Annotated in this window: 23 protein-coding genes; 11 read left to right on the forward strand and 12 right to left on the reverse strand. The window is 68.2% G+C overall.

Features of this window, described 5'->3' with window-relative positions; genetic code table 11:
- Positions 1 to 45: 45 nt before the first annotated feature.
- The 5 genes from AVMA1855_RS19245 to AVMA1855_RS19265 form a co-directional block, all read right to left on the reverse strand.
- Positions 46 to 750, reverse strand: coding sequence for an ABC transporter ATP-binding protein (locus AVMA1855_RS19245; RefSeq protein ID WP_284426914.1), 705 nt, complete (start codon positions 748 to 750; stop codon positions 46 to 48).
- Entirely contained in the window at positions 747 to 1520 is a 774-nt protein-coding gene (locus AVMA1855_RS19250; protein WP_284426915.1) for an ABC transporter ATP-binding protein, read from the reverse strand. Before AVMA1855_RS19250 ends, AVMA1855_RS19245 begins: the two co-directional genes overlap by 4 nt.
- The gene (locus tag AVMA1855_RS19255) at positions 1517 to 2512 is read right to left on the reverse strand and encodes a branched-chain amino acid ABC transporter permease (RefSeq protein WP_284426916.1); all 996 of its coding nucleotides are present in this window, start codon (positions 2510 to 2512) and stop codon (positions 1517 to 1519) included. The genes AVMA1855_RS19250 and AVMA1855_RS19255 overlap by 4 nt, the downstream gene beginning before the upstream one ends.
- A gap of 8 nt (positions 2513 to 2520) precedes the next feature.
- Complete coding sequence (locus AVMA1855_RS19260) at positions 2521 to 3381, reverse strand: branched-chain amino acid ABC transporter permease (RefSeq protein ID WP_284426917.1); 861 nt, start codon at positions 3379 to 3381, stop codon at positions 2521 to 2523.
- A 91-nt stretch (positions 3382 to 3472) separates the two neighbouring features.
- The gene (locus AVMA1855_RS19265) at positions 3473 to 4678 is read right to left on the reverse strand and encodes an ABC transporter substrate-binding protein (protein WP_284426918.1); all 1206 of its coding nucleotides are present in this window, start codon (positions 4676 to 4678) and stop codon (positions 3473 to 3475) included.
- A 243-nt stretch (positions 4679 to 4921) separates the two neighbouring features.
- Between AVMA1855_RS19265 and AVMA1855_RS19270 the strand changes: the two genes are divergently transcribed.
- From AVMA1855_RS19270 to AVMA1855_RS19285, 4 genes are all read left to right on the forward strand, one after another.
- Positions 4922 to 5731: a FadR/GntR family transcriptional regulator gene (locus AVMA1855_RS19270; RefSeq protein ID WP_284397492.1), complete on the forward strand. Its 810-nt coding sequence runs from the start codon at positions 4922 to 4924 to the stop codon at positions 5729 to 5731.
- 214 nt (positions 5732 to 5945) lie between these two features.
- Positions 5946 to 6527: a hypothetical protein gene (locus AVMA1855_RS19275; RefSeq protein ID WP_284407123.1), complete on the forward strand. Its 582-nt coding sequence runs from the start codon at positions 5946 to 5948 to the stop codon at positions 6525 to 6527.
- Positions 6518 to 7006, forward strand: a complete 489-nt coding sequence (locus AVMA1855_RS19280) for a hypothetical protein (RefSeq protein ID WP_284397486.1) — start codon at positions 6518 to 6520, stop codon at positions 7004 to 7006. The genes AVMA1855_RS19275 and AVMA1855_RS19280 overlap by 10 nt, the downstream gene beginning before the upstream one ends.
- Positions 7007 to 7082: 76 nt before the next feature.
- Positions 7083 to 7550: an OmpA family protein gene (locus AVMA1855_RS19285; RefSeq protein ID WP_284426919.1), complete on the forward strand. Its 468-nt coding sequence runs from the start codon at positions 7083 to 7085 to the stop codon at positions 7548 to 7550.
- A gap of 99 nt (positions 7551 to 7649) precedes the next feature.
- Here the strand turns inward: AVMA1855_RS19285 and AVMA1855_RS19290 are convergent, their stop codons facing one another.
- Positions 7650 to 9176, reverse strand: coding sequence for a CoA-acylating methylmalonate-semialdehyde dehydrogenase (locus AVMA1855_RS19290; RefSeq protein WP_284426920.1), 1527 nt, complete (start codon positions 9174 to 9176; stop codon positions 7650 to 7652).
- A 91-nt stretch (positions 9177 to 9267) separates the two neighbouring features.
- Positions 9268 to 10629: an omega-aminotransferase AptA gene (gene aptA, locus AVMA1855_RS19295; protein WP_284426921.1), complete on the reverse strand. Its 1362-nt coding sequence runs from the start codon at positions 10627 to 10629 to the stop codon at positions 9268 to 9270.
- Between the two features lie 174 nt (positions 10630 to 10803).
- Between aptA and AVMA1855_RS19300 the strand changes: the two genes are divergently transcribed.
- Positions 10804 to 11826, forward strand: a complete 1023-nt coding sequence (locus AVMA1855_RS19300) for a LysR family transcriptional regulator (RefSeq protein ID WP_502870350.1) — start codon at positions 10804 to 10806, stop codon at positions 11824 to 11826.
- A gap of 124 nt (positions 11827 to 11950) precedes the next feature.
- Positions 11951 to 12484: a HEPN family nuclease gene (locus AVMA1855_RS19305; protein WP_272566445.1), complete on the forward strand. Its 534-nt coding sequence runs from the start codon at positions 11951 to 11953 to the stop codon at positions 12482 to 12484.
- Positions 12485 to 12591: 107 nt separating this feature from the next.
- Here AVMA1855_RS19305 and AVMA1855_RS19310 read toward each other — a convergent pair whose 3' ends face one another.
- The 3 genes from AVMA1855_RS19310 to araD all read right to left on the reverse strand — a co-directional run bounded on the left by AVMA1855_RS19310 (position 12592) and on the right by araD (position 16135).
- Positions 12592 to 13566: a Bug family tripartite tricarboxylate transporter substrate binding protein gene (locus AVMA1855_RS19310; protein ID WP_284426922.1), complete on the reverse strand. Its 975-nt coding sequence runs from the start codon at positions 13564 to 13566 to the stop codon at positions 12592 to 12594.
- Between the two features lie 89 nt (positions 13567 to 13655).
- Positions 13656 to 14366 (reverse strand): ribonuclease activity regulator RraA, encoded by a 711-nt coding sequence (locus AVMA1855_RS19315; protein ID WP_284426923.1) that lies wholly within the window; start codon positions 14364 to 14366, stop codon positions 13656 to 13658.
- Positions 14367 to 14383: 17 nt separating this feature from the next.
- A complete protein-coding gene (araD, locus tag AVMA1855_RS19320) occupies positions 14384 to 16135 on the reverse strand; it encodes an L-arabinonate dehydratase (RefSeq protein ID WP_284426924.1) in 1752 nt (583 codons plus the stop codon).
- A gap of 81 nt (positions 16136 to 16216) precedes the next feature.
- On the opposite strand from araD, the gene AVMA1855_RS19325 reads away from it, so the two are divergent.
- Positions 16217 to 16909: a GntR family transcriptional regulator gene (locus tag AVMA1855_RS19325; RefSeq protein ID WP_284426925.1), complete on the forward strand. Its 693-nt coding sequence runs from the start codon at positions 16217 to 16219 to the stop codon at positions 16907 to 16909.
- 94 nt (positions 16910 to 17003) lie between these two features.
- On the opposite strand, the gene AVMA1855_RS19330 is transcribed toward AVMA1855_RS19325, so the two are convergent.
- A complete protein-coding gene (locus tag AVMA1855_RS19330) occupies positions 17004 to 18242 on the reverse strand; it encodes a DUF5666 domain-containing protein (protein ID WP_284426926.1) in 1239 nt (412 codons plus the stop codon).
- Between the two features lie 497 nt (positions 18243 to 18739).
- Here AVMA1855_RS19330 and AVMA1855_RS19335 point away from each other — a divergent pair, with 497 nt between their 5' ends.
- Positions 18740 to 19045 carry a flagellar basal body rod protein FlgC gene (locus AVMA1855_RS19335; RefSeq protein ID WP_272566450.1) on the forward strand — a complete coding sequence of 102 codons (306 nt, stop codon included), beginning with the start codon at positions 18740 to 18742 and terminating at the stop codon, positions 19043 to 19045.
- A 202-nt stretch (positions 19046 to 19247) separates the two neighbouring features.
- On the opposite strand, the gene AVMA1855_RS19340 is transcribed toward AVMA1855_RS19335, so the two are convergent.
- The gene (locus AVMA1855_RS19340) at positions 19248 to 19499 is read right to left on the reverse strand and encodes a DUF2061 domain-containing protein (protein ID WP_272566451.1); all 252 of its coding nucleotides are present in this window, start codon (positions 19497 to 19499) and stop codon (positions 19248 to 19250) included.
- A gap of 175 nt (positions 19500 to 19674) precedes the next feature.
- Here AVMA1855_RS19340 and AVMA1855_RS19345 point away from each other — a divergent pair, with 175 nt between their 5' ends.
- From AVMA1855_RS19345 to AVMA1855_RS19355, 3 genes are all read left to right on the forward strand, one after another.
- Complete coding sequence (locus AVMA1855_RS19345; RefSeq protein WP_284426958.1) at positions 19675 to 20736, forward strand: SPFH domain-containing protein; 1062 nt, start codon at positions 19675 to 19677, stop codon at positions 20734 to 20736.
- Positions 20737 to 20807: 71 nt separating this feature from the next.
- Entirely contained in the window at positions 20808 to 22304 is a 1497-nt protein-coding gene (locus tag AVMA1855_RS19350) for a DUF4178 domain-containing protein (protein WP_284426927.1), read from the forward strand.
- A 64-nt stretch (positions 22305 to 22368) separates the two neighbouring features.
- A complete protein-coding gene (locus AVMA1855_RS19355; RefSeq protein ID WP_272566455.1) occupies positions 22369 to 22593 on the forward strand; it encodes a DUF350 domain-containing protein in 225 nt (74 codons plus the stop codon).
- Positions 22594 to 22769 lie beyond the last annotated feature (176 nt).

Consider the following 22769-nt stretch of genomic DNA (forward strand, 5'->3'; position numbering starts at 1 on the left):
TGAAAGAGAAAGCAGAAGCAGAAAGCCGGTTTCGAACAAGGGGGCTCAGGCCAGGCCCACGCCCAGGTAGCGGTCTTTGGTGGCCTCGTCGGCCAGGAACGCGGCGTTGCCGGCCTCGTGCACGATGGCGCCCTGCTCGATGATGTAGTGGCGGTCGGCCAGCTGGGTGCAGACCTCCAGGTTCTGCTCCACCAGCAGGATGGCCACGCCAGCGGCCTTGATGGCTTGGAGCTGCGCCACGATCTCCTCGACGATCACGGGGGCCAGGCCCTCGACGGGCTCGTCGAGCATGAGCAGGCGCGGCGCGTTCATCAGCGCGCGGCCGATGGCCAGCATCTGCTGCTCACCGCCCGACAGCTGCCCGCCGCCGTTGCGGCGCCGCTCTTTGAGGCGCGGAAAGATGCGGTAGATGTCGGCCAGTTGCCAGGGCGACTGCTTGCGCAGGCCCAGCAGCAGGTTCTCTTCCACCGTCAGCAGCCGGAAGATGCCCCGGTGCTCCGGCACCAGGCACACGCCGCGCTGGGCGATGCGGTGCGCGGGCAGGCCCTGCACGTCGTCGCCGGCGAAGCGGATACGCCCCTGGCTGGGCGGCACCACACCGCAGATGGCCTTGAGCGTGGTGGTCTTGCCTGCGCCGTTGCGCCCGAGCAGCGTGACCAGTTCGCCATCGTTCACGTGCAGGTCCACGCCCTGCAGCACATGGCTCTTGCCGTAGTGGGCGTGCAGCCCTTCGATCTGCAGGATCGTCATGCCTTGCCCCCGGTGATCATGTTGCCCAGATAGGCGCTGCGCACCCGCTCGTCGCTGCGGATGGCGTGCGGGTGCCCCTCGGCCAGCACGCGGCCCTGCTGCATCACGGTGACGGTGTCGGAGATGTCCATCACGATGTTCATGTTGTGCTCGATGAGCACCACGGTGTGCTCGTCCTTGAGGCCCTGGATCAGCCGCTTCATGTCGTCCAGGTCGTCGATGCCCATGCCCGAGGTGGGCTCGTCCAGGAAGATGGCTTTCGGCCCCGCCGCCAGTGCCATGCCCACCTCCAGCCGCCGCTGCTGCCCGTGCGAGAGGTTGCCGACCGGCGTGTCCGCATGGCGCTCCAGGCCCAGGCGTGCCAGCACGCTGGCCACCACGTCGGCACGGGAGCGGGCACCCACGGGCGCGCTCCAGCAGTTGAGGGCCTGCGCGGGCGCGATGCCCTGCGCGGCCAGGCGCAGGTTCTCGCGCACGGGCAGGGTGAGGAACAGGCTGGTGACCTGGAACGAGCGGGCCATGCCGCGCTGCACGCGCCGGTGGTCGGGCTCGCGCGTCACGTCGTGGCCGTCGAACACGATGCGCCCGCCGCTCACGCCCTTGGTGCCGGTGAGCATGTGAAACAGCGTGGTCTTGCCCGCGCCGTTGGGGCCGATCACCGAATGCACGGTGTTCGCACGCACCTTCAGGTCCACGCCCGAGAGCGCGGCGAACTTGTCGTAGCGCTTTTCCACGCCGATGGCTTCCAGCAGGATGGGTGCGGCGGTCATGCTTTGTCTCCCGTGCCGGCGGCGGTGGCGTTCGCGCCGCCCTGGAGGCCGCGCAGGCGCCCCCATGCGGATTCCAGCAGGCCCCACAGGCCGCGCTGCATGCCCAGGCTCACCGCCATCAGCACCACGCCCAGCAGCAGCAGCCAGCGCGGCCACAAGGTGGAGAGCCAGTCGCCCACGATGAGGTAGAAGGCCGATCCCAGCAGCGAGGCCAGCAGGTTGCCGGTGCCGCCGATCACCGTCATCACCAGGATCATCTCGCTCGTGTGGTACTCGGCACTCGCCAGCGGGGCGATGCCGGTCATCATGGCGTGCAGCGCGCCGGCCAGGCCCGTTACCGCGCCCGAGATCACGAACGCCTGCAGCTTGAGCAGCCGCAGGTTGTAGCCGATGGCGCCCGCGCGCTCCTCGTTGTCGCGCACGGCCAGCAAGGTGCGCCCGAAGATCGACGCCGACACCTTCTGCAGCAGCCAGAAGGCCAGCAGGAACACCACCGCCACGAAGCCGTAGTACTGCCAGGGCGACTGCAGTGGCCACAGCGTGAACCCGCCCACGGCCAGCGAGGGGTGCGGAATGTCCATCAGGCCGTTGTCCCCGCCCGTGAGGCTGGGCAGGGAATAGGCCAGGAAATAGAACATCTGCGCGAACGCGAGCGTCAGCATCACGAAGTAGGTGCCGCGCTGGCGGATGGCCACCCAGCCCACCAGGGCCGCGCCCAGCGCGCCCGCCGCCACGGCGAGCGCCAGCGCGAGCGGCATGGGCAGCGGCCACCGCGTGAGCGTGAGGGCGATGGTGTAGCTGCCCAGCCCGAAGAAGATGCCCTGCCCGAAGGACAGCAGCCCCGTGTGGCCCAGCAGCAGGTTGCAGCCCATGGCCGCCAGGCCGTAGATCAGCACCTCGCTGGCGAGCGAGCCCGACTGCATGGTGAGCGGCATCGCCAGCACGAAGGCCAGGGCCAGCAGCAGGTGGAAGTGTTTGCGCAAGATCGTCATGGCGGTGTTCATCCTTTGCGGCCCAGCAGGCCATGCGGGCGCAGCAGCAGCACGGCGGCCATGGCGATGTAGATCATCAGGCGCGCGCCCTCGGGCCACACCGTGCTCATCACGCTCTGCACGATGCCGATCAGCAGGCCACCGACCAGCGCCCCGCCGAAGCTGCCCATGCCGCCCACCACCACGACCACGAAGGCCACGCCCAGCGCCTCGATGCCCATGAAGGGCTCGGCGCCGCGGATCGGCGCGGCCAGCACGCCCGCGATGGCGGCGGTGGCCGCACCCAGCGCGAACACCAGGCTGAAGATGCGGAACACGTTGATGCCAAGCAGCGACACCATCTCGGTCGATTCGCTGCCCGCGCGCACCGCGCTGCCCAGGCGCGTGCCTTCGAGCACGTACCACAGGCCCACGGCCAGCACGGCGGTGAAACCGATCACGAACAGGCGGTACTTGGGATACACGAAGCTGCCCCACATCACCACGCCCTGCAGCAGGTCAGGCACCGCCACGCTGTCGCCCAGCGGCCCCCACTGCAGGATGACCAGTTCCTGGATCGCCAGCGCCAGGCCCACGGTGACCAGGATGTGGAACTCGTGCGGCTTGGCGTACACGTGGCGCAGCACGAGCTTTTCGGTCAGCCAGCCGAGCGCGCCCACCACGAGCGGCACCACGGCCAGCGCGAGCCAGAAGCTCAGGCCCCAGCGCGTCATCTGGTAGCAGAAATACGCGCCCAGCAGGTAGAAGGCGCCATGCGCGAAGTTCACGAAGCGCAGCAGGCCGAACACGATGGACAGGCCGACGGCCAGCAGGAAATACAGCATGCCGATGCCGATCCCGTTGATGACCTGTAGCAGGTAGATGCTCATGGAAGTGGGGCAGTCAAGGCTTTGGCCCCGCGGCTGCGGGGCGGACGGTGAAGGGCCAAGGCGCGGGGCGCAGGAAGGCGGGAGCGAGCGGTCAGCCCAGCCTGCAGCCGGTCTGGTCCAGCGGCAGGAACGACTTGCCCGAACTCACCACGTCCACGTAGTCGTCCTTGTTGGCCATCCTGGCCTTGGGCTTGCCCTTGAGCAGGTAGTAGTTCTTGAGCACCTGGTGGTCGCCCTTGCGGATCTCTTCCTCTCCCGTGAGGCCCGCGTACTTCATGCCCTCCAGCGCGGCGATCACCGCCTTCTGGTCCACCGTGCCGGCCTTGAGGATGCCGTCGATCAGCAGCTTGGTGCAGATGTACGAGCCCGCCAGGCTGTAGTTGGGATTGGACTTGAACTTGTCGTTGCTGCGCTTGACCAGCTCCAGGTTCAGCGGGGCATCGGCGGTGTGCCAGTACTGCGCGCCGAAATACACGCCGTCGCACAGGTCCGCGCCCAGCGACTCGAACTGCTCCAGCCCCGAGGCCCAGGCGATCAGGATGGTCATGTTCTTGTGCATGCCGAAGCTCACCGCCTGGCGCAGCGCATCCGACGACTGCGAGCCGAAGTTCAGCAGCAGCAGCACGTCGGGCTTGGCGGCCATGGCGTTGGTCAGGTAGCCGCTGAACTCCTTCTCGGCCAGCGAGTGGTAGCTGTTGCCCACGTGCTCCAGGCCCTTTTCCTTGAAGACGTTCTTGGCGGCCGACAGCAGGCCGTCGCCGAACACGTACTGCGGCGTGATGGTGTACCAGCGCTTGGCCTTGGGCAGCGCGTCGGCCAGCGGGCGCACCGTCTGCTCGATGGCCCCGAAGGTCGGCACCGACCAGCGGAACGTGGCGCTGTTGCAGTCCTTGCCGGTGATCTCGTCGGCCCCGGCCGTGGTGATGAAGATGCCGCCCGCCTTCTCGGCCTCCTTGCCCATGGCCAGCGATTCGGACGACAGGATGCCGCCCGCGAAAAAGCGCGTGCCCTGCTGCTGCGACGACTCCTGCACCTTGCGCACGGCCGTGGCGGGCTTGCCCTCGGTGTCCAGCACCGTGTAGGCCAGGGGGCGCTTGAGGGCCGAGCCGTACTGCTCGATGGCCAGCTTCATGCCCAGGTCGGCGAACTTTCCGTTGGCGGCGAAGGCGCCCGACATAGGCACCGGGCAGCCGAACTGGATGGCGCCGGCGGACTGCGCCCAGGCGCTGCGCGCCAGGCCCAGCGATGCGGGCAGCGCGCCCAGTGCGGAGAGTTGCAAGACTTGACGACGGTGCATGAAGGGGCTCCTGTGGGGGTTGGGTCGGCCGGCCTGCAGGCCAGGGCACGGCTTTTTGCAAAGCACGCGGCGTGCCACGTGTTTTTCCTATTTATAGTGATAAATAGAACAAATCGCGTGCACGTAAACCCTGCCCGACCCGCCGCTGCACGGCCCTGGTGCATACACTGCACCACGGAAGCGACAGCCGGGTGCCAGGCACCGCGCTGCGCCTTGCCCCGTCTTCAACCCAGCAACGCACCCATGGCCACGAAACCGCCCGCCGGCAAGCCGATCAAGCCCCTGAAGCGCCCCGACCTGGTGGCGCAGGAAATCAAACGGCTCATCACCGAAAAGAACCTGAGCCCGGGCGACCGCCTGCCGCGCGAGAGCGAGCTGCAGGCGCAGTTCGAAGTGAGCAAGGGCACCATCCGCGAGGCGCTCAAGTCGCTGGAGGTGCAAGGCCTGGTGACCATCTCCACCGGCCCCTCGGGCGGCGGCACCATCGCCGAGGTGTCGCTGGACCGCACGCTGCAGTTCCTGCAGAACTACCTGTTCTTCCAGGACGTGACGATCGACAACATCTACGCCGTGCGCCAGTTCCTGGAGCCCGAGCTGGCCGCCGGCGCCGTGCCGCACCTGACCGAGGCCGATTTCGAGGCGCTGGAGCACAGCATCGCCTGCTGCGATCCCAACTCCAGCAGCGAGGACCTGCTGAGCCAGCGCCGCGAGGACGTCAACTTCCACGACATCCTGGCCGCGGCCAACCCCAATCCGTTCCTGCGCTTCACCTGCGAGCTGATCAACGAGATGCTGCGCCAGCTCATCGTGTATGGCAACCGCACCCCGAAGTCGGAGCACCGGCGCTTCGGCGAGGCCAACGCCAACTTCCACCGCGAGATCGTGCAGGCGGCGCGCGCCCGGGATGCAGAAAAAGTGCGCGAACTGATGGCACGGCACATGCTGGATGCGGCCAGCAGCGTCAAGCGCATGAAAGGCCGCATCCAGGGGCGCCTGATCCTGGACGCCGACACGCTGCGCAGCCCCCGCTCGGCCCACGTCCGCAGCCGCTGAACGGCGCGCCGGACTCCCCAAAACGCCAAAAGTTGGTGTTGGGTCGTGTTATTTTTGAATCAATTGGTATCTTCGTGAACCTTTGACATCGATTTCGCGGCTTCCGCGGCGACACTTCGCGCCTGCGGGCCCCCAATGGCCGGGAAAGCGCGACCGGGAGGGCGCGGCCGGCTCGGGCACCCGATACATTCCATTTCCATTCTTTGATGCACCCATGAACGCAGTTCTTCCGTGGGCCGGCTGGCTGGCGGCCGCCATGCTGTCCGCCGCGGTCCACGCCGGGGCGAAACCCCCCATGGCGCTCGATCCCGCCCAGTGCCAGCCCCCCGACGCGGACCTGTCGCTGCCGGCGGCCTGGGAGCCCTACCGCGACGCGGTGCGCGCCTGCCCGCTGGTGCAGGGCGGCGCCGCCGGGAATGCGCCGGCCAAGGCCGCCAAGGTGCGCCTGCTGGCCGTGTTCACCGACGCCCACTACCGCGGCCTGCCGCCCGATGCGCCGTGGGAGCGCTTTCCGCTGCCCCTGCTGGTGGACGACACCGGCCGCTGCGTCGGCAAATTGACCCACCTCTTTCCCGCGGACCCGCCCGAGGAACTGGACGTGGTCCCCGGCCGCTGGCGCGACGGCGTGCCGCACGAGATCCAGCTCCAGGTGCGCTCGCCCGCCGTGGGCGGCGACTACCACCTGCCCACCCTGCGGTGGGATGCCAAGAACCGCCTGTACCGGCCGGCAGCCTCCGGGCCCGCCTCCGCCAAGCCCCCGACGCCCCCGGACCAGGACAAGACCCCATGCCCGTAGACGCCACCGCGGTCGCGAAGCTGAAGCAGGCCTGCGACCAGGCCGCCGACCTCCATCCCAACTCCTGCAGCCACGCCGTCTGGCACGTGATCAAGCAGTACCTGCCCGACCAGCCCTACATGAGCGCCAACGCGCTGATGGACCACCTGCAGGGGCAGCGCCACTGGCGCTCCGTGCCCGCTTCGCAGGTGGGCGACCTCGCGCGCGGCGGCGCGGTCATCGTCGGGGGCAAGAAGGAGTCGGGCCACGGCCACGTCATCGTGGTCTACCCGGGCCCCGACAAGGCCGCCGGCGGCTATGCCTACACCCGCGGCGGCAAGACCGAAACGCTGCGCACCCGCGGCAGCTACCCGCCCGCGATGTCCACCTCGCTGGGCAACTGGGAAGGCGCCCGCAGCAAGGGCGACAAGACCATCTGGGACCCCTGGGCAAGCGACGCCAAGTTCGCCAGCGTGACCTTCTGGCAGCTGGTGCAGTAAGCCGTTCGCCGCCCGCCGCCCCGCCCGGCCTTTCCCCCCGATCCGTTTTTTTCATTCACAGCAACAGGTAATCTCCATGGCCTCTCACAGCAAACTTCTGGGTCTTCTTTTCAGCGCCGCGCTCCTGGGCGGCTGCGCCAACACGTCCAACACCGAAGCCAGCACGGCGGCTGCGGACGCATCGGCCCAGGCGGCCGCAGCGCCCGCCCCGGCGCCCGTCGCGCCCCCGCCAGCACCCGAACCCGAGCCGCTGCGCATTCCCGAAGACGGCACCGTGGCCGAGTTCTCGGGCCTGGAGACCGAACTGCCGGCCGACACGCCCGCGCTGCTCGACATCCTGACCGCCGACAAGGCCGGCAACCAGCGCTGGGAGATCAAGGGCTACGCCGACCGCAAGACCGCCAAGAACGCCCGCGAGATCGCCCTGGCCCGTGCCCTGGCCGTGCGCAAGGAACTGGTGTCGCGCGGCGTGCCGGCGAAGAACCTGCGCGTGATGTTCAGCACCGACCAGGCCCGCAACGCGGTGACCGTGCTGCCGCGCTGATCGCGCTCGCCTCCGTCGCCTGCACCGGAGTCATCGCCCGGGCAGGCCACCCGGCGGCCCGGGCGCCTTGCGCGCTCCGGGCCGCTGTGCTTTGGGGGCTCAGCGGTTGCTCGGGAAGGCGAACACCGCGCCTTCGCGCACGCCGGCCGAGGGCCAGCGCTGCGTGATGGTCTTGCGCTTGGTGTAGAAGCGCACGGCGTCGGGACCGTAGGCATGCAGGTCGCCGAACAGACTGCGCTTCCACCCGCCGAACGAGTGGTAGGCCACGGGCACCGGCAGCGGCACGTTCACGCCCACCATGCCGACCTGGATGTGGTCGGTGAAATAGCGGGCCGCCTCGCCGTCGCGCGTGAAGATGCAGGTGCCATTGCCGTATTCGTGGTCGTTGATGAGCTGCATGGCTTCCTGCAGCGTCTTCACGCGCACCACGCCCAGCACGGGGCCGAAGATCTCTTCCTGGTAGATCTTCATGCCGGGCTTCACGTGGTCGAACAGGCAGGCGCCCAGGAAGTAGCCCGCCTCATGGCCGGCCACCTGCATGCCGCGGCCATCGACCACCAGCGTCGCGCCTTCGGCCACACCGCTGTCTACATAGGCCTTCACCTTCTCGAAATGCGCCTGGGTGACCAGCGGGCCCATGTCGTTGCCGCCGTTGTCGGTCTGGGTGCCGGGGCCGACCTTCATCTTGGCGATCTCGGTCTTCAGGCCGGCGATCACCGCGTCGCCCACCGCATCGCCCACCGCCACCAGCAGCGGGATCGCCATGCAGCGCTCGCCGCACGAGCCATACGCCGCGCCCATCAGGGCGCTCACGGCGTTGTCCACGTCGGCATCGGGCATGAGCACCGCATGGTTCTTGGCGCCGCCCAGGGCCTGCACGCGCTTGCCATGCTTGCAGCCTTCCGAATAGATGTACTCGGCGATCGGCGTGGAGCCCACGAAGCTCACCGCCTTCACGCGCGGGTCGCGCAGCAGCGTGTCCACCGCCGTCTTGTCGCCGTTGACCACGTTCAGCACGCCGGGCGGCAGGCCGGCTTGCAGCGCCAGCTGGGCGATGAACAGCGTGCTGCTCGGGTCGCGCTCGGACGGTTTCAGCACGAAGGTGTTGCCGCAGGCGATGGCCATGGGCCACATCCACAGCGGCACCATGGCCGGAAAGTTGAACGGCGTGATGCCGGCGGTGACGCCCAGCGCCTGGAACTCGCTCCACGAGTCGATGTTCGGGCCCACGTTGCGGCTGTGCTCGCCCTTGAGCAGTTCGGGCGCGTAGCTGGCGTATTCCACATTCTCGATGCCGCGCTGTAGCTCGCCGTGCGCATCGCTCAGTACCTTGCCGTGCTCGGCGGTGATGAGGGCGGCGATTTCATCGGCGTGCTCTTCCAGCAGCACCTTGAGCCTGGACATCACGCGGGCGCGCTTGAGCGGCGGCGTGTTGCGCCAGGCCGGAAAGGCTGCTTCGGCCGAAGCGATGGCCTGCTCCACCGTCGCCTGCGAGGCCAGCGCCACGCTGTTGGACGACTGGCCCGTGGCCGGGTTGAACACGGGCTGCGTGCGAGCGGTGTCGGCCACGATCTGGCCGTCGATCAGGTGGCCGATGGTGGCGGTGACGTTCTGGTCTTGGTGCATGGGAATGGAGTTCAGGGTAAAAAGTGCCCCCAGTGCATATTCCACTAGGGCATACAGCTACAAAATAAATAGCAAACGCTGGCAGCGAGGCTCAAGCCGTCTCGGCCAGCGCATCGCCCAGGGCGCTCACCAGCCGGTCGATCTCGGCGCGTTCGCTGATGAACGGCGGCGCCAGCTGGATCGTGTCGCCGCCGTAGCGCACGTAAAAGCCCTTCTTCCAGCAGTTCATGGCGATCTCGTAGGGCCGGCGGGCCGGCTCGCCCGGCAGCGGCGCGATGGTGAAGCCCGCGGCCAGGCCGTAGTTGCGGATGTCCAGCACATGCTGCGCGCCTTTCAAGCTGTGTACCGCCTGCTCGAAGTACGGCGCCAGCGCCTTGGCGCGGCCGGGCATGTCTTCCTTTTGCAGGATGTCGAGCACCGCCAGGCCGGCGGCGCAGGCCACGGGGTGGGCCGAGTAGGTATAGCCATGCGGGAATTCGAGCATGTACTCGGGCCCGCCCTGCGCCATGAAGGTGTCGTAGATCTCCTTGGAGGCCACCACGCCGCCCAGCGGCTGCGCGCCGTTGGTCACCTGCTTGGCGAAGTTGAGGATGTCGGGCGTCACGCCGAAGGCCTCCGCCCCCGTCCACGCGCCGCAGCGGCCGAAGCCGGTGATGACCTCGTCGAAGATCAGCAGGATGTTGTTCTGCGTGCAGATCTCGCGGATGCGCTCCAGGTAGCCCTTGGGCGGAATCACCACGCCGGCCGAGCCCGAGAACGGCTCCACGATCACCGCCGCGATGTTGGAGGCGTCGTGCAGCGCGATCACGTCCAGCAGCTTGTCGGCCAGCGCCCGGCCGCCGTCCTCGGCCATGCCACGCACGAACGAGCCCATTGCCGGCTGCGTGTGCGGCAGGTGGTCTGCCTCCACGCCCTGGCCGAAGGTCTTGCGGTTGCCCACCATGCCGCCCACCGAGATGCCGCCAAAGTTCACCCCGTGGTAGCCCTTCTCGCGGCCGATCAGGCGCGTCTTGCCGGCCTGGCCTTTGGCACGCCAGTAGGCGCGCGCCATCTTGAGCGAGGTGTCGGCCGACTCCGAGCCCGAGCCGGTGAAGAACACGTAGTCGAGCCCTGCGGGCGTGAGCTCCTTGATCTTGTTGGCCAGCGCGAACGACGCCGGGTGGCCGAACTGGAAGGCCGGCGAATAGTCGAGCGTGGCGGCCGCCTTGCCGATCGCCTCGGCGACGTCCCTGCGGCCATGGCCCAGCCCCGCGCACCACAGGCCCGAGAGGCCGTCGAAGATCTTGCGGCCTTCGGAGTCGGTGTAGTAGGCGCCCTGGCCCGAGACGATCATGCGCGGCGCGGCCTTGAACTGCCGGTTGGCGGTGAAGGGCATCCAGTGCGCGTCCAGCCAAGCCGCGTCCATGCGCGGCGCGGAGGCTTCGGGAGCGGAGTCGAGGACGGTGAAGCTCATGGTCGGTCCAATCACAAAGAAAACAAAAGGGGCGCAAGGCGCTGCCGCACAGGCCGCGGGCGGCCCTGCCAGCGGGCGGGTGGCCCCATTGTTCCGGCGGTCGATAATCCCTCCAATGGACAAATATCAATGTTTACTTGACGATTCATGCAAGTAAAGCCCACCCCGCTCGCCATGCCGAACGACGCCCCGCCCCCCGCCTCGCCCACGCTGCCGTCCCCGGCGCCCCAGGCCGCGCGCGAACGCGCGGTGCTCGGCCAGCTGAGCGACATGGACCTGCGCTTGCTGCAGGTCTTCAAGAGCGTGGTCGATTGCGGCGGCATGGCCGCGGCCGAACTGGAACTGAACATCGGCACCAGCACCGTGAGCCGCCACGTGAAGGACCTGGAAACCCGCTTGGGCATGACCCTGTGCCGGCGCGGCCGCGCGGGCTTCGCGCTCACCCCGGAAGGCCAGCGCGTGTACGACGAAACCCTGCGCCTATTGGCCGCAGTGCAGGGCTTTCGCGACAGCGTGGACGGCATCCATTCGCGCATGGGCGGGCAACTGGCCGTCGCCGTGTTCGACAAGACCGCCAGCAACCCGGCCGCGCGCATCGGCGAGGCCATCGCCGCCTTCACCGCCCAGGCGCCGGACGTACACCTGCAGATGCACGTGGGCTCGATCAACGCCATCGAGCGCGGCGTGATCGACGGCACCTACCAGGTGGGCATCATCCCCGCCCACCGCGCCTCGCAGAGCCTGCTGTACACCGACCTGTTCGGCGAGACCATGCTGCTGTACTGCGGCGCGGGCCACCCGCTGTTCGGGGCGGACCACTCGGCGCTCGACTGGGACGCCGTGCGCACCCACCCGTTCGCCGGCCTGGGCTACCACTCGCCCAACATGGAGCTGAGCCACCAGGCCCGCCTCACCCGCACCGCCACGGGCTTCGACCAGGAATCCATCGCCACGCTGGTGCTCTCGGGCCGCTACCTGGGCTTTCTGCCCGACCACTATGCCGAGGCGTTCGAGCGCCGGGGCCGCCTGCAGGCCGTGCGGCCCGAGGCGCTGCGCTATGAATGCCAGTTCGTGAGTCTGCTGCGAAGGTCGCCCGAGCCGCCGAGGGCGGCGCAGGCGTTTCAGCGGTGTTTGGTGGGGGCGCATGCTTGCGGCGGGAGTGCTGGCCCACAAGGCTCCGCGGACCATGGGGATTGAAGCCAAGCGTTTTTTTACTCCCCTGCTCAATGCACCACAATGCCCTCGTTCCAGGAGGCGGCCTTTCACCTGAGGACGGCCACACCGTTAACCAAAACAAAACGCACCCGGGAGGAGCGAAAAGATGGAAAAACAGGACGAACTGCTCATCGCCAGTTACTACGCACTCACTTGGTGGGCCGAAACACTCAACCAGCGGCACTTCGAATCCCCGGCGTTCGACGCCATGCCTTTTCGCGATACGTTCGTCAAATCCAGGCTGCAGTCCGGCGAAGGCCCCATTGCTTTGCTGATGCCAAGCTTGTATGTCGCCCTCGTGCTGCCCCGGGAAACCATATTCGATCAATACGCATCGGACTTTGAGGCAATCGATCGGCAGCTTGGTCGATTCGCCCGCAATGTACAGACCACTTATAAAAAGGAGCAGGAAGGGAACATCGCATTCACCCGGCACATCCGGAATGCGGTTTCACACGCTCGCACGGAGTGGATGGGCGATGGCGCGCGTTTTCATGACGAGAACTCCAAAACCAGCGAGGCGTTCAGCGCGGAAATCGGTATCCAGGGCCTGAACTGGCTCATGTCGGCACTGCAGCAGATCGTGCTCAAGCGGGTTCGCGACATCCAGATCCGGCAGGCTTCGGACAACAACGCCTGACATTGCAGACGGGGCTCCGGCCCCAGACCACCGCGAAAGCGGCATGAAGCCACGCATGGCCGTCGTGGGGACAGGCCATGATGTTGCAAAGCGGGCACCAGAAAAACTCAATCCGCCGAAGCCCCCGACTTCTTCACCAGTTCCGCCCAGCGCGGAATCTCCTTGGCCATGTGCGCCGCCAGAGCCTCTGGGGTGCTGCCCACGATGTCCATGCCCAGCTGCGTGTGCAGCTTGTCCACCACGTCCGGCTGCTTCAATGCCTTGACGATCTCGGCGTTCAGCCGCTGGACCACGGCCTTGGGCGTGCCCCTGGGGGCGTACACGGCCTGCCAGGACGACATCTCGAAGCCGGCCACGCCCGATTCGATCATGGTGGGCAGCTCGGGCGCGAGGGCGATGCGCTGGCCGGTGGTCACGGCCAGCAGCTTCACGCGGCCGGCCTTGGCCAGGGGCAGGGCGGCGGTCATCTGGTCGAACATGAACGACACCTGGCCGGCGGCCACGTCGGTGAGGGCGGGCGGCGTGCCCTTGTACGGCACGTGGGTGAGCTTCACGCCGATCAGATCGCCGAACATCTCGCCCGCCAGGTGGGTGGAAGTGCCCGCACCCGACGACGCGAACATGCGCTTGGACGGGTCTTTCTTGAGCAGCTCGATCAGTTCCTTGACCGAGTTCACGCCCAGCGCGGGGTTGACGATGAGCACGTTGGGCAGCGTGGCCACCAGGGCCACGGGCTCGAAGTCCTTGACCGGGTTGTACGACAGGTTCTTGTACAGGCTGGCGTTGATGGCGTGCGTGCTGATGGTGCCGCCGAAGAGGGTGTAGCCGTCCGGCGGGGCCTTGGCAGCGTAAGAGGCGCCAATGCCGCCGGCCTGGCCGGGCTTGTTGTCCACCACCACCGATTGCTTGAGCGCCTCGCCCAGCTTGTTGGCGAGCACGCGGCCGATGATGTCGGTGGAGCCGCCGGGCGTGAACGGCACGACGTAGGTGATGGGCTTGGCGGTGGGCCATTCCTGGGCGCCCGCAAGGAAGGGTGCCAGGGCCAGGGCGGCCAGCAGGGCGGTGTGGCGGATGAATCGCATGGGGTTTGTCTCCGGGTGTCGTTGTGGTGCTGCGATGTGGGGAAGGGGGAAAAGCGGAAAAAAGCGGTGCGGGCGGTGTGGGCCGGGTGTCAGCGGCCTTTCTCGGCGCGCCAGGCGGCGAAGTCGCCGTGGGTGGCGGGGTCGGTGGGCGGGTACAGGCCGATGATCGAGCGGCCTTCCAGCACCTTCTCGGTCACGAAGTCTTCGAAGGCGGTCATCTCGGCGGCTTCAGCGGCGATCTCGTCGGCCAGGTGCGCTGGGATGACGATGACGCCCTCGCCATCGCCCACCAGCACGTCGCCGGGGAACACGGCCACGTCGCCGCAGGCGATGGGCCCGTTGATGTCGATGGCCTGGTGCAGCGTGAGGTTGGTGGGCGCCGAGGGGCGCTGGTGGTAGGCCGGCATGTCGAGCGCGGCGATCTCGGGCGTGTCGCGAAAGCCGCCGTCGGTGACCAGCCCGGCCACGCCGCGCTTCATGAGGCGCGAGGCGAGGATGGAGCCGGCCGATGCGGCGCGCGCGTCTTTGCGGCTGTCGATGACCAGCACGGCGCCGGGCGGGCAGTCTTCCACGGCCTTGCGTTGCGGGTGGTCGGGGTTCTTGAACACGTCGATGGTGTTCAGATCTTCGCGCGCCGGGATATAGCGCAGCGTGAAGGCCTCGCCCACCATGTTGGCGCGGCCGGTGCGCAGGGGGTGGACGTTCTGCAGGAACTGGTTGCGCAGCCCCTTCTTGAAGAGGGCGGTGCACAGCGTGGCGGTGCTGACGTGGGCGAGGCGGTCGCGGGTGGCGGGGTTCAAGGGCATGTCTCCGGGGGTCAGAAGATGTCGGGCTCGGGCTCGGGCACGGGAGCGCCGAAGCCGGTTTCGAGGAAATCGAAGTCGCAGCCCTGGTCGGCCTGCAGGATGTGGCGGCTGAACATCCAGCCGTAGCCGCGCTGGTAGCGTGCGGGCGGCGGCGTCCAGGCGGCGCGGCGGCGGGCGAGTTCTTCGTCGTTCACCTCCATGTGGATGCGGCGCGCGGGCACGTCCACGGTGATGAGGTCACCGGTTTTCACGAGCGCCAGCGGGCCGCCGATGTAGGCCTCGGGCGCGGCGTGCAGGATGCAGGCGCCGTAGCTGGTGCCGCTCATGCGCGCATCGGACAGGCGCAGCATGTCGCGCACGCCCTGCTTCACCAGCTTCGCGGGGATGGGCAGCATGCCCCATTCGGGCATGCCGGGGCCGCCCTGGGGGCCGGCGTTGCGCAGCACCAGGATGTGGTCGGCCGTCACGTCGAGGTCGGGGTCTTCCACCGCGGCCTTCATGCTGGGGTAGTCGTCGAACACCAGCGCCGGGCCGGTGTGCTGCTGCAGGTGCGGAGCGCAGGCGCTGGGCTTGATGACGGCGCCGTCGGGCGCGAGGTTGCCGCGCAGCACGGCGAGCGCGCCCTCGGCGTAGATGGGGTTGTCCAATGGGCGGATCACGTCGTCGTTGAACACGGCGGCGCCTTCGATGTTCTCGCCCAGCGTGCGGCCGGTGACGGTGCGCGCACCGAGGTGCAGGTGCTGCGGCATGCGCGACATCAGGCCGGGCAGGCCGCCGGCGTAGTAGAAGTCCTCCATCAGGTAGGTGTCGCCGCTGGGCCGCACGTTGGCAATCACGGGCACGTGGCGGCTGGCGGCGTCGAAGTCATCCAGCGTGACGGCGCAGTGCGCGCCCGCGCGGCGCGACATGGCCACCAGGTGGACGATGGCGTTGGTGGAGCAGCCCACGGCCATGGCGACGTTGATGCCGTTCAGGAACGATTCGCGGCTCAGCAGCTTCGCCGGGGTTTCGTCCTGCCAGACCATCTCGACGATGCGGCGGCCGCTCTCGGCGCTCATGCGCACGTGGTTGGCGTCCGGCGCGGGGATGGACGAGGCGCCCGGCAGCGTCATGCCGATGGCCTCGGCGATCGCCGTCATGGTGCTGGCCGTGCCCATGGTCATGCAGGTGCCGTGGCTGCGGGCGATGCCGCCTTCCACGCCGAGCCACTGCGTCTGCGTGATCTGGCCGGCGCGGCGCTCGTCCCAGAGCTTCCACGCGTCCGATCCCGAGCCCAGCACCTGCCCGTTGTAGTTGCCGCGCAGCATGGGGCCGGCCGGCACGAAGACGCAGGGCAGGCCCATGCTGATGGCGCCCATCAGCAGGCCGGGGCCGGTCTTGTCGCAGCCGCCCATCAGCACAGCGCCATCGACCGGATGGCTGCGCAACAGCTCTTCGGTCTCCATGGCCAGCATGTTGCGGTAGAGCATGGTGGTGGGCTTGACGAAGGCCTCGGCCAGCGAGATGGCGGGCAGTTCGATGGGAAAGCCGCCTGCCTGCAGCACGCCGCGCTTGACGTCTTCCACGCGCTGCTTGAAGTGGCCGTGGCAGGGGTTGATGTCCGACCACGTGTTGACGATGGCGATGATGGGCTTGCCCACCCAGTCTTCGGGCGCGTAGCCCATTTGCATGATGCGGGAGCGGTGGCCGAAGGAGCGCAGGTCGTCGGGGGCGAACCAGCGTGCGCTGCGCAGGGACTCGGGGGTACGGCGGGTCGTCGTCATAGGCTCCATCACAGGTTTCGGTGCATTAAAGCACTAATATATTAGTACGTCAAAATCGTGCAGTGCGACAATCCGCCGCCTATGAACGTGAGAGACAAAGTCCGCCTCGACCGGTCGCGCCACGCGGCGCCGCAGATCTTCGAAAAGCTGCGCGCGGCCATCGTGTCGCTGGACCTCACCCCCGGCACCGTGCTGGCCCGCGCCGAGCTGGCCGAGCGCTTCGGCATCAGCCAGACGCCCGTGCGCGATGCGCTGATGCGGCTGGGCGAAGAGGGGCTGGTGGACATCTTTCCGCAGCACGCCACGGTGGTGAGCCGCATCGACGTGGCCGCCGCGCGGCAGGCCCACTACCTGCGCCGTTCCATCGAGCTGGAGGTGGTGCGCACGCTGGCGCTGCAGGGCGGCGAGGCCGTCGCCCGGCGCCTGCAGGCCCAGATCGGCGTGATGCAGGCCGCCGCCGACCCCCTGGAGCCCGAGGCGTTCTCGCAGGCCGACCTGGCGTTCCACCGCCTGATGTACGAGGCCGCCGAGGTGCCGCGCCTGTGGGAGCTGGTGCGCAGCCACTCCGGCCATGTGGACCGTCTGCGCCACCTGCACCTGCCCAGCGCGGGCAAGGCCGCGTCGGTGCTGGCCGACCACCGCCGCATCGCCGAGGCCATCGCGCAGGGGGACGCGCCTGGCGCCCAGGAGGCGCTGCGCACGCACCTGTCGGGCACGCTCAGCCAGGTGGACGAGATCTGCGCCCGCCATCCGGACTACGTGCACGCCGACTGAGGCATGCCGCGCGGTGCTGGCCCCGGCGCCAGCCGGATCGGCCTGCAGACCAATAAGTACTAGGGCATATTGCTATTTAACTTATAGCAAATGCTCAAGCGACGAACCGAATGGTCTGCGCCACCAGGCCGAAGGTGCCGGCGGCCACCTGCGCCTGGATCTCCACGGAGCGGTTCTCGGCCAGGTCGGACGCGGTGCCGCCCTCGAAGCGGGCGCTGGCGTAGTGGACCGGCACTCCGCGCACCACGATCACCGAGGCCGCCGGGATCACGCGCTGGATCGATCCCTTCACGTCGAAGCTGCGGCTGGCCAGGCTGCCGGCCTCTTCCAGCGCGATCTCGCTCGCGTTGAACTGGCCGCTCACGAACACGCCCTTCACGTCCACGCGCCGGCCCAGCGCCAGGCCCGCAGGCGGGTTGGCCACGCCGCTGGCGTTCACCGCCACGCCGTTCACGCTGAAGGCCGTGTTGCTGGTGAACGCGGTGATGTAGCCCTTGAGTTCGACCGCCACGTTGTTGCCGCTGGGCAGCGTCACGCTGCTGGCGGTGGTGCGCAGGGCCGAGGCCACCCAGCGGCCGGACGCGTCGGGCGCCGTCTGCAGCTCCACGCGGGCGTACTGCCCGTTGGCGATGCCGGGGGCCTGCGACGCGACGGCGCCGTAGGCGATCACCGCGCCGCCGATGCGGAAGGTCTGCGCCGTGCCGTCCAGCGCGGAGACCACGCCGCGCAGCTTGTAGCGGGTGGGCACGGGCTCGTCGCGCACCACCAGCGTGGCGCTGTACAGCCCGTCGGGGTTGCGAAGGCCGAACACCTGCACCACCTGGCCCACCGCCAGGCTGGCCGCGCCATTGGGCAGGTTGTCGCTGTAGAGCGTGGCATCGGCCCACTGCACGGTCTGGCCCAGCACGGCGAAGGTGCGGGCGGCGGTGTCGATGGCGGTGATGGGCCCCTCGATCTCGCTGCGCAGGCTGATGGTCGAGGCCACGGAGCGGCGCAGCCCGCTGGCGTCCACCGCGATGCCCGAGCCGTTCACCTCCACCACCATGCCCAGCCGCAGGGCGGCGGTGGTGACGGCCTGGCCGGCATCGTCCAGGATGCGCGCGGCGGTGTCGTCGTAGCGCAGGTTGTTGACGATGATGGAGCCGAAGCCGCTGATGGGGCCGCTGGAGAACGACGCATCGGCCGTGCTGCCGACGCCGGAGACATCGCCACCGCCGCCGCCCCCTCCGCCGCAGCCGAACAGCGCCAGGGTGGCGGAAGCCGCGCCACCGGCCAGCAGGCGGCGGCGCGCGGGGGAGGACGGGTGGACGTCGGGGAGCAAGGTGGACTGCATGGAAACCTCCGAAGGCGATGGGAATGTTGAAACGGCGAGGCCGGGCGGCGCTGGCGGGTGCGCGGCCAGAACCGATGCCGCGCGCCACGCCAGCGCCTGGAGGCATCTTGGAATCACCGGTCGCGCCGATGATTTCAATATGTGTACTTACTTGTTCAGTTTTAGAAGGGATTTGGCCACGGCGCCGACCGGGCTTTGGCGGGGCGCCTGTCTCGATACCTCTCGATACCGCGCCCGGCGTGCGCTGCGGCGCGCAGCCGAACGCCGAGCCGGCCGTGCGGCCAACGCCATTTCATTTCGAAACACTTGTGTACGCTTTAGCGTTTCGCGCCACGCCGGGCCCTGCGTGCCCTGGTGAAAAAACCAACGCCTCAGCCATGCCGAGGCCAGCGCAGGGGCGTGCGATCATTCCCAGCCGTTTGCACGGCCGGGCTGGTCATTCCTGCACCTGCGGCGGATAATCCAGGCACTTCCTCGCCCTCCACCGGAGCACTCCCATGGCCTCTGTTTCCTCGATCGCCGCCTCCGGCCTGCGCGCCGCCCAGGTGCGCATGGATGTCTCCGCCAACAACGTCGCCAACATGAACACGCCCGGGTTCAAGCGCCAGACGGTGGACCAGGAGGCCGTGGCCTCGCAAGGCGGTGTGGCCACCACCAATGTGGGCCGTGCGGCGCAGGAAGGCGCCTCGCTCGAGGCCGATGCGGTCGACCAGATCTCGGCCACCTATGCGTTCAAGGCCAATCTGCAGGTGTTGCGCACCGAAGACCGCATGATGGGCTCGCTGCTCGACACCCGGGCCTGACCCGCCGAAGACGCCTCTTACCCGTCCGCGGGGCCACCCACCCTGGACCGACGGCAGCCCGGCGGCTCCCTTTCCTTTTACTTCCTCGCTCAGACCATCACAGCGCGCCGGCCAGGCCGGCCAGCCGCTCGATCAGCCAGTGCCGAAACGGCCCGGCCGCCTGCCGGGGGCGTGGATTCGGTGCAGTGTTCATGGCCGTGCCTCAAGCCGCCAGGGGCGCATCGCCGGCCGCTGCCGCGCGGCGGCGGGCCGCCCGCTCCCAGGCCTTTTCGTGGAAGAAGAACGCCACCGCCTGCACCGTGGGCTCCAGCAGGCTCAGCGTGATCGAGGCGATCAGGTTGCCGGTGACCGCGTAGGCCACCAGGGCCGCCACGCAGATGTGGATGAGGTAGTAGCTGCCCGTCTTCATGAGGGTGGGCAGGTTGCGGAGCGTGGCTTGGCGGATGCGGGACATGGCGGACTCCTGTGGGGCGATCTCGGATGGGGAACAGACGACTGCACGAATGCTAGTGATTCGCATTGGCGAGCGCCAATTGATCGTGTCCAACGCCGCGATAGCCAAGCCCCGGGGCGCCGCTATGATGGCCGCACTTTCCAACCCCTCCGCACACCTCGAACGGGAGCACCGCATGGCCCTCATGGACTTCATCAAGAAACAGTTCATCGACATCATCCAGTGGACCGAGGACAGCGACGGCACGCTGGCCTGGCGCTTCCCGATGCGGGACATGGAAATCCAGAACGGCGGCACGCTGGTGGTGCGCGAGTCGCAGATGGCGGTCTTCGTGAACGAAGGCCAGGTGGCCGACGTGTTCGGCCCCGGCACCTACAAGCTGACCACGCAGACGCTGCCGGTGCTCACCTACCTGAAGAACTGGGACAAGCTCTTCGAGTCCCCGTTCAAGAGCGACGTGTACTTCTTCAGCACGCGCCAGCAGGTGGACCAGAAGTGGGGCACGCCGCAGCCCATCACCATCCGCGACAAGGATTTCGGCGCCGTGCGCCTGCGCGCCTTCGGCAACTACGCCTTCCGCGTGGCCGACCCCAAGCTGTTCCACACCGAGATCTCGGGCACGCGCGCCGAGTACACCGTCTCCGAGATCGACGGCCAGCTGCGCGGCCTGGTGCTGCAGAACATCAGCAACGCCATCGCGGGCAGCGGCCTGCCGTTCCTCGACCTGGCGGCCAACCAGGTGATGTTCGCCGAGGCCCTGGCCAAGGAGCTGCAGTCCGCGTTCGCCAAGATCGGCCTGCTGCTGGAAGGCATGACGGTGCAGAACGTCTCGCTGCCCGAAGAGCTGCAGAAGATCCTGGACCAGAAGATCGGCATGGGCATGGTCGGCAACGACATGGGCAAGTTCATGCAGTACCAGACGGCGCAGGCGATCCCGAAGTTCGCCGAAGGCTCGGGCAACGGTGGGGGCGGCATTGCCGGCGACGCCATGGGCCTGGGCGCCGGCGTGGCGCTGGGCCAGGTGCTGGCGCAAAACCTGCAGCAGGGCCTGCAGGGCCAGAACCCCGGCGCAGCCCAGCAGGCCGCAGCTGCCGTGGCCGCCGCGCCTGTGGCGGGCGTCAAGCCCGAGGACGTGATGGCCACGCTGGAGAAGCTGGGCGAACTCAAGGCCAAGGGCATCCTCACGCAGGAGGAGTTCGACGCCAAGAAGGCCGAACTGCTCAAGAAGCTGGTCTAGATTTCGCTATCGATTGAATAGCATCCTGCCCAATCGATACTAGGGCAGGAGGCCAAAAACACTCAAAAAACATGGCCGAGAGCGGCACCCAGCGTACCTACCGCGCGCCCTGCCCCGGCTGCGGCGCGCCGGTCGAATTCAAGAGCGCGCAGTCCACCCACGCCGTCTGCCCTTACTGCCAGAGCACGGTGGTGCGCAGCGGCGAGGTGCTCACGCGCGTGGGCAAGATGGCCGAGGTCTTCGACGACCACAGCCCCCTGCAGCTCATGGCCAGCGGCCGCATCGTGCTGGACGGGAAGGACCTGCCCTTCACGCTGATCGGGCGCCTGCAATACAAGGGCGACGCCGGCACCTGGACCGAGTGGAACGCCTTCCTGGAGGACGGCAGCACCGCCACGCTGGGCGAGGACAACGGCGCCTACGTGTTCACGCGGCCGGCCCCGGCGGGGCGCGAGCTGCCCGCGGCCGGCCAGTTCCGCGTCGGCATGACCACGGCGGTGGCCGGCAAGCCCTACAGCGTGGCCGCCAACGTGCAGGCGCAGCTCATCTCCGCCCAGGGCGAGCTGCCCAAGCTGCCGCCGCTGGGCCACCCGTTCAGCATGGTGGAGCTGCGCAGCGCGGACGGCGAGGTGCTGTCGATCGACTACGGCAGCACGCCCCCGAAGGTGGACCGCGGCCGGGCCGTGCAGCTCGACGATTTGAAGCTGCAGGGCCTGAAAGACGCGTCCGCCAAGGACGAGACAGGCCGGCAGTTCAACTGCCCCAACTGCGGCGCGCCGGTGCCCGTGAAGCTGGGCAGCACCAAGAGCCTGACCTGCCCGTCGTGCCACAGCCTCATCGACCTGTCCAGCGGCCTGGGGGCCGAACTGCGCCACGCGGTGCAGGACGAGCCGGTGAACCCGCTCATCCCGCTGGGCCAGACCGGGCAGCTGGAGGGCGTGCACTGGCAGGTGGTGGGCTTTCAGCACCGCATGGGCGTGGAGCCGGGCGACGACGAGCATTTCGGCTGGGACGAATACCTGCTCTACCACCAAAAGCGCGGCTTCGCCTTCCTGGTGGACGCAACCGACGGCTGGAGCCTGGTGCGGCCCACCACGGGCGCGCCGCAGCTGACCGGCGGCGGCCAGAGCGCGACCTACCTGGGCACCACCTACCGCCTGTCCAGCCAGTACGACGCCGAGACCACCTACGTGGCCGGCGAGTTCTACTGGCCCGTGGAGCGCGGCCAGAAAAGCGCCAACCGCGACTTCGCCAGCAGCACCGGCCGCGGCCTGCTGTCGATGGAGCAGACCCCGCGCGAGATCACCTGGTCCAGCGGCAGCAAGATCGACAGCGCGGTCGTGGCCCAGGCCTTCAAGCTGGATGGGCAGAAAGACCTGTTCAAACGCGCGGACGCCGCGCCCCTGGCCAGCGCCACCAGCATGGGCTGCATGACCATCATCGTCATCGCGGTCATCCTGATCATCATCCTGCTGCTGATGAGCAACTGCTCGGGATCGTCGGGCGGCGGCTACCGCAGCTCGGGCGGCTCCTTCGGCGGGTATTCCAGCGGGGGCGGGCACAAATGACGAAACGGCGACGCCCCTGCGCTCCCTTGTTGCAACCCCTTTTCATCTGACGGAGGTCATCATCATGGCTCTTGAATGGCTGCGGCCCGCCGCGTTTTTCGGCTCCATCCTGTTCGCGCTCATCGGCGTGCTGGTGTTCTGGGTGAGCTTCATCATCATCGACAAGCTCACGCCCTACGACCTGTGGGCCGAGATCGTCGAGAAGCAGAACAAGGCCCTCGCCATGGTGGTGGCGGCCATGTGCCTGGGCATCAGCATCATCGTGGCGGCGGCGATGCACGGGGGGTGAGGTGGTCCAGTAGCGCTGGGTATCCAGGAAACCCTCTGGCTTTCGGCCGCTGAACGCCGGCCCATGCAAACCCGCCGTTGGCTGGCGACCCATCCCATATATAAAAACGGCTTTTTCTATACAGATGCTGGCTAACATGTATAGAAAACCGGCTTTTCTATACACGTCACAGGCCA

Origin of the sequence: Acidovorax sp. SUPP1855 (assembly GCF_030158955.1) — a bacterium.
GTDB lineage: Bacteria > Pseudomonadota > Gammaproteobacteria > Burkholderiales > Burkholderiaceae_C > Paracidovorax.

What these genes read in the sequence shown, in the direction of transcription:
- aptA (WP_284426921.1), bottom strand. Translation starts at nt 10,629, where the DNA reads ATGAGCTTCACCGTCCTCGACTCCGCTCCCGAAGCCTCCGCGCCGCGC.
- AVMA1855_RS19340 (WP_272566451.1), bottom strand. Translation starts at nt 19,499, where the DNA reads ATGTCCCGCATCCGCCAAGCCACGCTCCGCAACCTGCCCACCCTCATG.
- AVMA1855_RS19300 (WP_502870350.1), top strand. Translation starts at nt 10,804, where the DNA reads ATGCCGAACGACGCCCCGCCCCCCGCCTCGCCCACGCTGCCGTCCCCG.
- AVMA1855_RS19305 (WP_272566445.1), top strand. Translation starts at nt 11,951, where the DNA reads ATGGAAAAACAGGACGAACTGCTCATCGCCAGTTACTACGCACTCACT.
- AVMA1855_RS19265 (WP_284426918.1), bottom strand. Translation starts at nt 4,678, where the DNA reads ATGCACCGTCGTCAAGTCTTGCAACTCTCCGCACTGGGCGCGCTGCCC.
- AVMA1855_RS19310 (WP_284426922.1), bottom strand. Translation starts at nt 13,566, where the DNA reads ATGCGATTCATCCGCCACACCGCCCTGCTGGCCGCCCTGGCCCTGGCA.
- AVMA1855_RS19350 (WP_284426927.1), top strand. Translation starts at nt 20,808, where the DNA reads ATGGCCGAGAGCGGCACCCAGCGTACCTACCGCGCGCCCTGCCCCGGC.
- AVMA1855_RS19255 (WP_284426916.1), bottom strand. Translation starts at nt 2,512, where the DNA reads ATGACGATCTTGCGCAAACACTTCCACCTGCTGCTGGCCCTGGCCTTC.
- AVMA1855_RS19285 (WP_284426919.1), top strand. Translation starts at nt 7,083, where the DNA reads ATGGCCTCTCACAGCAAACTTCTGGGTCTTCTTTTCAGCGCCGCGCTC.
- AVMA1855_RS19275 (WP_284407123.1), top strand. Translation starts at nt 5,946, where the DNA reads ATGAACGCAGTTCTTCCGTGGGCCGGCTGGCTGGCGGCCGCCATGCTG.
- AVMA1855_RS19250 (WP_284426915.1), bottom strand. Translation starts at nt 1,520, where the DNA reads ATGACCGCCGCACCCATCCTGCTGGAAGCCATCGGCGTGGAAAAGCGC.
- AVMA1855_RS19335 (WP_272566450.1), top strand. Translation starts at nt 18,740, where the DNA reads ATGGCCTCTGTTTCCTCGATCGCCGCCTCCGGCCTGCGCGCCGCCCAG.
- AVMA1855_RS19280 (WP_284397486.1), top strand. Translation starts at nt 6,518, where the DNA reads ATGCCCGTAGACGCCACCGCGGTCGCGAAGCTGAAGCAGGCCTGCGAC.
- AVMA1855_RS19355 (WP_272566455.1), top strand. Translation starts at nt 22,369, where the DNA reads ATGGCTCTTGAATGGCTGCGGCCCGCCGCGTTTTTCGGCTCCATCCTG.
- AVMA1855_RS19245 (WP_284426914.1), bottom strand. Translation starts at nt 750, where the DNA reads ATGACGATCCTGCAGATCGAAGGGCTGCACGCCCACTACGGCAAGAGC.
- AVMA1855_RS19260 (WP_284426917.1), bottom strand. Translation starts at nt 3,381, where the DNA reads ATGAGCATCTACCTGCTACAGGTCATCAACGGGATCGGCATCGGCATG.
- AVMA1855_RS19325 (WP_284426925.1), top strand. Translation starts at nt 16,217, where the DNA reads ATGAACGTGAGAGACAAAGTCCGCCTCGACCGGTCGCGCCACGCGGCG.
- AVMA1855_RS19290 (WP_284426920.1), bottom strand. Translation starts at nt 9,176, where the DNA reads ATGCACCAAGACCAGAACGTCACCGCCACCATCGGCCACCTGATCGAC.
- AVMA1855_RS19330 (WP_284426926.1), bottom strand. Translation starts at nt 18,242, where the DNA reads ATGCAGTCCACCTTGCTCCCCGACGTCCACCCGTCCTCCCCCGCGCGC.
- AVMA1855_RS19270 (WP_284397492.1), top strand. Translation starts at nt 4,922, where the DNA reads ATGGCCACGAAACCGCCCGCCGGCAAGCCGATCAAGCCCCTGAAGCGC.
- AVMA1855_RS19345 (WP_284426958.1), top strand. Translation starts at nt 19,675, where the DNA reads ATGGCCCTCATGGACTTCATCAAGAAACAGTTCATCGACATCATCCAG.
- araD (WP_284426924.1), bottom strand. Translation starts at nt 16,135, where the DNA reads ATGACGACGACCCGCCGTACCCCCGAGTCCCTGCGCAGCGCACGCTGG.